This is a genomic window from Pseudomonas reidholzensis (assembly GCF_900536025.1).
GTDB lineage: Bacteria > Pseudomonadota > Gammaproteobacteria > Pseudomonadales > Pseudomonadaceae > Aquipseudomonas > Aquipseudomonas reidholzensis.
Genome location: NZ_UNOZ01000009.1, coordinates 21,036 through 27,922 on the forward strand (window position 1 = coordinate 21,036; position 6,887 = coordinate 27,922).

A 6,887-nucleotide genomic window follows, 5' to 3' on the forward strand; every position below is an offset into this window, starting at 1 on the left:
GCCCGATTGCCGCGATCCGGCAGCCTACCCACCTGAAAATCTTAAAACCGTCACCCGCGGTTCACTGGCCGTGCCCTGCCATCGTGTACAGACCACGAGGCGAGCCGGGTTACCCCCCGCCAGCGAATGCAAATCAGGTTTTTAGGAGCGCTGTAATGCCTGAGATCTACCATTTCTTCCAACAACTGGTTAATGGATTGACCATCGGCAGCACCTATGCCTTGATCGCCATCGGTTACACGATGGTGTACGGCATCATTGGCATGATCAACTTCGCCCACGGCGAGGTGTACATGATCGGATCCTACGTGGCGTTCATTGCCCTCGCCGGGCTGGCCATGATGGGCATTCATTCGCTGCCGATCCTGATGACCGTGGCCTTCATCGCCACCATCTGCGTCACCAGTGCCTATGGCTACAGTATCGAGCGCGTTGCCTACCGCCCCCTGCGCAACAGCAACCGCCTGATCCCGCTGATTTCCGCCATCGGCATGTCGATCTTCCTGCAGAACACGGTCTTGCTGTCGCAGGACTCCAAGGACAAATCCATCCCCAACCTGATCCCGGGGAGCATCTCCTTCGGCCCGGGCGGCGCGGAGGAAGTCCTGATCAGCTACATGCAGATCCTGGTGTTCGTCGTCACCCTGGTGGCCATGACCCTGCTGACCCTGTTCATCTCCCGGTCCCGCCTGGGTCGCGCCTGCCGCGCCTGTGCCGAGGACATCAAGATGGCCAACCTGCTGGGCATCAACACCAACAACATCATTGCCCTGACCTTTGTCATCGGTGCCGCACTGGCGGCGGTGGCGGCCGTGTTGCTGAGCATGCAATACGGCGTGATCAACCCCAACGCCGGCTTCCTGGTGGGCCTCAAGGCCTTTACCGCGGCGGTATTGGGCGGCATCGGCAGTATCCCGGGCGCCATGCTCGGCGGGCTGGTGCTGGGCGTGGCCGAAGCCTTTGGTGCCGACATCTTCGGCGACCAATACAAGGATGTGGTGGCGTTCGGTCTCTTGGTTCTCGTGCTGCTGTTCCGGCCGACCGGCATCCTGGGCCGTCCGGAGGTTGAAAAAGTATGAACAAAAATATCAAACAGGCGTTCTTCAGCGCCTTGCTGGTCTGGGCCGTGGCCTTCCCGGTGCTGGGCCTGAAACTGAGCATCGACGGCATCCGGCTGATCGTCCACAGCCAGGGCCCGTTCACCCTCACGGTGATCGCCGTGTGTTCGGTGCTGATGTTCCTGCGGGTGCTGTTCGACAAGCAGTGGAGCGCGCTGACCAGCAACCGCTCCGAGCGCAAGTTGATCTCGCCGGCGGTGAGCAACTTCCTGACCCTGCCCAAGACCCAGCGCTGGATCATCCTCGGCCTGATCGTGGTCGCCCTGGTGTGGCCGTTCTTCGGCTCGCGCGGCGCGGTCGACATCGCCACGCTGATCCTGATCTACGTGATGCTCGGCCTTGGCCTGAACATCGTGGTCGGCCTGGCCGGTCTGCTCGACCTCGGTTACGTCGGCTTCTATGCCGTGGGCGCCTACAGCTACGCCATGCTGTCGCACTACTACGGGCTGAGCTTCTGGATCTGCCTGCCGCTCGCCGGCCTGATGGCGGCCACCTTCGGCTTCCTGCTGGGCTTCCCGGTGTTGCGTCTGCGCGGTGACTACCTGGCCATCGTGACCCTCGGGTTCGGCGAGATCATCCGGCTGTTCCTGCGTAACCTCACCGACCTCACCGGCGGCCCCAACGGCATCAGCAACATTCCCAAGCCGACCTTCTTCGGCCTGTCGTTCGAGCGCCGCGCCGCCGAGGGGATGCAGACCTTCCACGAGTTCTTCGGGCTGGAATACAACTCGATCAACAAGGTCATCTTCCTCTACCTGGTGGCCCTGCTGCTGGCCCTGGCTGCGCTGTTCGTCATCAACCGGCTGCTGCGCATGCCGATCGGGCGTGCCTGGGAAGCCTTGCGTGAAGACGAGATCGCCTGCCGCGCATTGGGCCTCAACCCGACCGTGATCAAGCTCTCGGCGTTCACCCTGGGCGCTGCGTTCGCCGGTTTCGCCGGCAGCTTCTTCGCCGCACGGCAAGGGCTGGTGACCCCGGAGTCGTTTACCTTCATCGAGTCGGCGATCATCCTCGCCATCGTCGTGCTCGGCGGCATGGGCTCTCAGCTGGGCGTGATTCTCGCGGCCATCGTGATGATCCTGCTGCCTGAGCTGATGCGTGAGTTCAGCGAATACCGGATGCTGATGTTCGGTGCGCTGATGGTGTTGATGATGATCTGGCGTCCGCAGGGCTTGCTGCCTATGCAACGTCCCCATTTGGAGCTGCGTCGATGAGCCGCGAAATTCTGCAAGTCAGCGGCCTGAGCATGCGCTTCGGCGGCTTGTTGGCGGTCAATGGCGTGGCCCTGACCGTCAAGGAAAAACAAGTGGTGGCGCTGATCGGCCCGAACGGCGCCGGCAAGACCACGGTGTTCAACTGCCTGACCGGTTTCTACAAGCCGAGCGGCGGGACCATCCTGCTCGACGGCCAGCCGATCCAGGGCCTGGCCGGCCATCAGATCGCCCGCAAGGGCGTGGTGCGAACCTTCCAGAACGTGCGCCTGTTCAAGGAAATGACCGCGCTGGAAAACCTCCTGATCGCCCAGCACCGGCACTTGAACACCAACTTCTTCGCGGGCCTGTTCAAGACCCCGGGCTTCCGCCGCAGCGAGCGCGAGGCGATGGAGCGTGCCCAGTACTGGCTCGACAAGGTCAACCTGACCGAGTTCGCCAACCGTACCGCCGGCACATTGGCCTACGGCCAGCAACGGCGCCTGGAAATCGCCCGCTGCATGATGACCCAGCCACGGATCATCATGCTCGACGAACCCGCCGCCGGCCTCAACCCGCGCGAGACCGAAGACCTCAAGGCATTGATCGCCTACCTGCGTGAGTCGCACGACGTCACCGTGCTGCTGATCGAGCACGACATGAAGCTGGTGATGAGCATCTCCGACCACATCGTCGTGATCAACCAGGGCACGCCCCTGGCCGATGGCACGCCGGAGGAGATCCGCGGCAATCCTGAAGTGATCAAGGCCTACCTGGGGGAAGCGTAATGCTCAAGTTCGAAAACGTTTCCACCTTCTACGGCAAGATCCAGGCGCTGCACGGCGTCAACGTGGAAATCAACCAGGGCGAGATCGTCACCTTGATCGGCGCCAACGGTGCCGGCAAGTCGACCCTGCTGATGACCCTCTGCGGCTCGCCCCAGGCGCACAGCGGCAGCATCAAGTACCTGGGTGAAGAGCTGGTCGGCCAGCCGTCGTCGCAGATCATGCGCAAGAGCATCGCCGTGGTCCCCGAGGGCCGCCGCGTGTTTGCCCGCCTGACGGTCGAAGAGAACCTGGCCATGGGTGGCTTCTTCACCAACAAGGGCGACTATGAGGCGCAGCTGGACAAGGTCCTGGAGCTGTTTCCGCGGTTGAAGGAGCGCTATGTGCAGCGCGGCGGGACGATGTCCGGCGGCGAGCAGCAGATGCTCGCCATCGGCCGCGCCTTGATGAGCAAACCCAAGCTGCTGCTGCTCGACGAGCCGTCGCTGGGCCTGGCACCGATCATCATCCAGCAGATCTTCGACATCATCGAACAGCTGCGCCGCGACGGTGTGACGGTGTTCCTGGTCGAGCAGAACGCCAACCAGGCGCTGAAGATCGCCGACCGTGCCTACGTGCTGGAAAACGGCCACGTGGTGATGCAAGGCACAGGGGAAGCACTGTTGAGTGATCCGAAGGTGCGTGAAGCGTACCTCGGCGGTTGATCGACGCTGCATGACAAAAGGGCCTTCGGGCCCTTTTTTCATGGATCTGATTGTGATCCGCAAGCATGCTCGGTAACGTGCCCACTTCATCCGCTGCGACCCCGGAGCTTCATCCATGCGCCTCACCCCTCCCCTGCTGCTCGCCACCCTGCTGCCCCTGTTCGCCGGCTGCCAGATGCTGGCGGACAAGCCGGCCGACCTCGATGTCGGCACCACGCGCATGCAGGGCGAACTGAGCGCCAGTGGCGGTCAGCTGCTGTTCAAGCCCTGCACCGAGGCCCGCCACTTCGTGGTCAACGACGCGGGCGCCACCGGCATCCTGCAGGAAGCCTCGAGCCTGGCCGACGGTGCCGGCGACAAGCTGTTCGCCGATGTCCGCGCACGCCTCACCGGCGCCAAGCAGGCCAACACCGATGGCCAGCTCGACGTGCGCCGCGTGTACCGCCTGGAAGGCTCCACCAAGGCCTGCGAAGACCCCAACTTCAAGCAGCTGACCCTGCGCGCCAGTGGTCACGAGCCGGAGTGGGACATCAAGGCCAGCGGCAAGGGCATGGTCCTCAACCGCGTTGGCCAGGAGCCCTTGGCGCTGCCCTACCTCGAAGAACAGATGCCTGGCGGCGGCATCAACCTGTCCAGCGAAGCCAACGGCCAGCACCTCGAGCTGTGGGTCGCACCGCAACGCTGCGTCGACAGCGCCACCGGCGCCGTGCGCCACCTGCGCGCCGAACTGCGCATCGATGGCAAGACCCTGCAAGGCTGCGGCTACTACGGCGGTGCTCGCGACAACTGATCACCGGGCGCTTTTATCCTGCCTGTCGGGGCGGCGAACAGCTTATACTTGGCGGTTTACGTGAAGCCGCCGGCCGCCCATGGCCGGGATACTGGACCTTGCCATGCTACGAATCACCGAACTGAAGCTGCCCCTGGACCACCCCGACGATGCCCTGCGTGCGGCCATCGTCCAGCGCCTGGGCATCGCCGACGAGCAACTGCTCGGCTTCAACCTGTTCAAGCGCAGCTATGACGCGCGCAAGAAGAACAGCGAGCTGCTGTTCATCTACACCATCGACCTTGAGGCCAGCAACGAGGCCGAGCTGCTGGCGAAGTTCGCCGACGACCACAACGTCACGGTGGCCCCCGACGTCAGCTACAAGTACGTCGGCCAGGCGCCGGCCGAGCTCGAGCAGCGCCCGCTGGTGGTCGGCTTTGGCCCGTGCGGGATCTTCGCCGGCCTGCTGCTGGCGCAAATGGGCTTCAAGCCGATCGTCCTCGAACGCGGCAAGGAAGTCCGCCAGCGCACCAAGGACACCTGGGGCCTGTGGCGTAAAAGCGTGCTCAACCCCGAGTCCAACGTGCAGTTCGGTGAGGGCGGCGCCGGGACCTTTTCCGACGGCAAGCTGTACAGCCAGATCAAGGACCCGCAGCACCACGGCCGCAAGGTCCTGGAAGAGTTCGTCAGGGCCGGTGCGCCGGACGAGATCCTGTACATCAACAAGCCGCACATCGGCACCTTCCGCCTGACCGGCATGGTCGAGACCATGCGCGAAGAAATCATCGCCCTGGGCGGTGAAGTGCGTTTCGAGCAGAAGGTCAGCGACCTGCTGGTCGACGGTGAGCAGCTGACCGGCGTAGTGCTGGAGAGCGGCGAGCAGTTGCACGCGCGCCATGTGGTCCTGGCCCTGGGCCACAGCGCCCGTGACACGTTCCGCATGCTGCATGCCAAGGGTGTGTTCATGGAGGCCAAGCCGTTCTCGATCGGTTTCCGCATCGAACACCCGCAGACCTTGATCGACAAGGCGCGCCTGGGCAAGTACGCCGGCCACCCGAAGCTCGGCGCCGCCGACTACAAGCTGGTCTACCACGCCAAGAACGGCCGCTCGGTCTACAGCTTCTGCATGTGCCCGGGCGGCACCGTGGTAGCCGCGACCAGCGAGCCTGGGCGGGTGGTGACCAATGGCATGAGCCAGTACTCGCGTAACGAGCGCAACGCCAACTCGGGCATCGTCGTGGGCATCGACCCTGAGCGCGACTATCCGGGTGGCCCGCTGGCGGGCATCGAGCTGCAGGAGCGTCTCGAGGCTCACGCGTATGTGCTGGGTGGCAGCAATTACCAGGCGCCGGCGCAGTTGGTGGGCGATTTCGTGGCCGGCCGGGCGTCGACTGCGTTGGGCAGTGTCGAGCCTTCGTACAAGCCTGGGGTAACGCTGCTGGACCTGGCCGAGAGCCTGCCGGCGTTTGCCATCGAGGCGATCCGTGAGGCGTTGCCGGCGTTTGATCGGCAGATCAAGGGGTACAACCTGCATGATGCGGTGTTGACCGGGATCGAGACGCGGACGTCGTCGCCACTGCGGATTACGCGGGATGCGACGTACCAGAGCGTGAACCTGAAGGGGTTGTTCCCGGCGGGTGAAGGTGCTGGGTATGCGGGGGGGATTCTGTCGGCTGGGGTTGATGGGATTCGGATTGCCGAGGCGGTGGCGCGGGATATTCTTGGGCTTAACGCTTAACGCTTAACGCTTGATGTGGGCTGTGGGTGGGGCTGGTGGGTTGTGGGCTTATCCATTCCATTTGGTGGCGCTGATGGCCCCTTCCGCCCTTACGGCGGGTCACTTAATGAGATGGTCACCCCGGCACTCTGCGCAGGCTAGGCTTGCGCAGGGTGTTTTTATCTCCGGAGATCATCACCATGAGCGAAGTGGCATTAGTCGGCATCGACATCGGCAAGCACACCTTCCACCTGCATGCTCAGGATAGGTCCGGCCGGGAAGTGCTACGCAAGAAGTGCTCACGACAGCAATTAATGCGCTTTTTCTCCAACCATCCGGTATGCACCGTGGTGATGGAAGCCTGCGCTGGAGCGCATTACCTGGCGCGTGAACTGAAAGCTGCGGGGCACGATGCCAAGCTGATTTCCCCTCAGTTCGTGCGACCTTTCGTCAAAAGTAACAAGAACGATTTTGTCGACGCTCAAGCGATCTGCGAAGCCGCTTCTCGGCCAACGATGCGTTTCGTCGCGGCCAAGACTGTGGAGCAGCAGACGCTTTCAGTCTCACACCGGATTCGTGAATCGCTGATCCGCGACCGCACCAA

Annotated in this window: 7 protein-coding genes; all 7 read left to right on the forward strand. The window is 63.2% G+C overall.

Translation table 11 applies throughout. From position 1 onward, the window contains the following. Positions 1–155 precede the first annotated feature (155 nt). Positions 156–1,079 carry a high-affinity branched-chain amino acid ABC transporter permease LivH gene (gene livH / locus CCOS865_RS07525; RefSeq protein WP_119139430.1) on the forward strand — a complete coding sequence of 308 codons (924 nt, stop codon included), beginning with the start codon at positions 156–158 and terminating at the stop codon, positions 1,077–1,079. Then, entirely contained in the window at positions 1,076–2,332 is a 1,257-nt protein-coding gene (locus tag CCOS865_RS07530; protein WP_119139432.1) for a high-affinity branched-chain amino acid ABC transporter permease LivM, read from the forward strand. Before livH ends, CCOS865_RS07530 begins: the two co-directional genes overlap by 4 nt. After that, positions 2,329–3,096 (forward strand): high-affinity branched-chain amino acid ABC transporter ATP-binding protein LivG, encoded by a 768-nt coding sequence (gene livG / locus CCOS865_RS07535; RefSeq protein ID WP_119139434.1) that lies wholly within the window; start codon positions 2,329–2,331, stop codon positions 3,094–3,096. Before CCOS865_RS07530 ends, livG begins: the two co-directional genes overlap by 4 nt. Continuing rightward, positions 3,096–3,797 carry an ABC transporter ATP-binding protein gene (locus CCOS865_RS07540; protein WP_119139436.1) on the forward strand — a complete coding sequence of 234 codons (702 nt, stop codon included), beginning with the start codon at positions 3,096–3,098 and terminating at the stop codon, positions 3,795–3,797. The genes livG and CCOS865_RS07540 overlap by 1 nt, the downstream gene beginning before the upstream one ends. 115 nt (positions 3,798–3,912) lie before the next feature. Next, positions 3,913–4,587, forward strand: coding sequence for a COG3650 family protein (locus CCOS865_RS07545; protein WP_119139438.1), 675 nt, complete (start codon positions 3,913–3,915; stop codon positions 4,585–4,587). 103 nt (positions 4,588–4,690) lie between these two features. Continuing rightward, on the forward strand, positions 4,691–6,304 hold the full coding sequence (locus CCOS865_RS07550; RefSeq protein WP_119139440.1) for an NAD(P)/FAD-dependent oxidoreductase: 1,614 nt from the start codon (positions 4,691–4,693) through the stop codon (positions 6,302–6,304). A gap of 179 nt (positions 6,305–6,483) precedes the next feature. Then, on the forward strand, positions 6,484–6,887 hold a 404-nt coding region (locus CCOS865_RS07555; RefSeq protein WP_119139442.1), incomplete at its 3' end, for an IS110 family RNA-guided transposase.

Excerpts from the sequence above, each read along its gene's own strand:
- CCOS865_RS07540 (WP_119139436.1), top strand. The coding sequence starts at position 3,096 with ATGCTCAAGTTCGAAAACGTTTCCACCTTCTACGGCAAGATCCAGGCG.
- CCOS865_RS07530 (WP_119139432.1), top strand. The coding sequence starts at position 1,076 with ATGAACAAAAATATCAAACAGGCGTTCTTCAGCGCCTTGCTGGTCTGG.
- CCOS865_RS07550 (WP_119139440.1), top strand. The coding sequence starts at position 4,691 with ATGCTACGAATCACCGAACTGAAGCTGCCCCTGGACCACCCCGACGAT.
- livG (WP_119139434.1), top strand. The coding sequence starts at position 2,329 with ATGAGCCGCGAAATTCTGCAAGTCAGCGGCCTGAGCATGCGCTTCGGC.
- livH (WP_119139430.1), top strand. The coding sequence starts at position 156 with ATGCCTGAGATCTACCATTTCTTCCAACAACTGGTTAATGGATTGACC.
- CCOS865_RS07545 (WP_119139438.1), top strand. The coding sequence starts at position 3,913 with ATGCGCCTCACCCCTCCCCTGCTGCTCGCCACCCTGCTGCCCCTGTTC.